The following is a 1,010-nucleotide window of genomic DNA, read 5'->3' on the forward strand; positions in this document are numbered from 1 at the left end:
ACAGTATGGGCAAAAAATAATGAAGGTTGCGTTTCTGATTCAACGAAGGGTAATATTAATCCTCAACCGAATTCGCCAACAAAACCTATTTTGGCAACAATTCAACCAACTTGTACCGTTGCGACTGGAAAAATTACAGTTTCTGCACCAACCGGTGTTGGAATGAGCTATAGTTTAGATGGGCTGAGTTTTACAAATACTACTGGAATATTTAATAATCTGGCTGCTGGAAATTATACGGTTTGGGTAAAAAACAATTCAGGCTGTATTTCTGATACTTCGAAAGCAGTTATTCTTCCTCAGCCGAATTCGCCAACAAAACCTATTTTGGCAACGATTCAACCAACTTGTACCGTTGCGACTGGAAAAATTTCCGTTTCTTCACCAACGGGTGTTGGAATGAGCTATAGCATAGATGGTATAAGTTTTACAAATACAACTGGAATATTTAATAATCTGGCTGCTGGAAATTATACGGTTTGGGTAAAAAATACTCTGGGATGTATTTCTCAAAGTGCTTCTGGAATAATAAATACTCAACCAATCAAGCCAGATGCTGGTTTAGATAAAGTAATATATTTGCCAATTTCAAGTACAGTTTTAACCCCAAATCCATTAGGTGGTACGTGGGCAGTATCAACTGGAAATATATTTAGCAGCTCAATTAATAATTCCGGAACTGTTTCAGGGTTGAACAATGCTGGAGGATATAATTTTGTGTATAGTTTAAATACTTGCTCCGACACCGCTAAAGTTACGGTCATTTGCACTAAACCGACATTGACACTTGGAAATATCAAATGTGAAGGTTCTACTTACAGTGTGGCTTTCTATAGCAGTACTCCTAACATTTCACCTAGTGCTGGTACTATTTCAGGTGATCGTATCATTAACATTCCAACTGGCACAAACCTTTCGGTAAAAGCCAGTAATGGAACTGGATGCGAAACTGTTTTGGATGTTATTAGTCCTGAACCATGTGATTCTTCTTGCGAATTCTCGAATCTTTA

1 protein-coding gene is annotated in these 1,010 nt (G+C 37.6%); it reads left to right on the forward strand.

Annotated features, from left to right (window positions below):
* A partial coding sequence (locus EGI22_RS20740; protein ID WP_255070373.1) for a hypothetical protein occupies positions 1–1,010 on the forward strand: 1,010 nt, incomplete at both ends.

The organism is Lacihabitans sp. LS3-19, from assembly GCF_024343575.1.
Taxonomy (GTDB): Bacteria; Bacteroidota; Bacteroidia; order Cytophagales; family Spirosomataceae; genus Leadbetterella.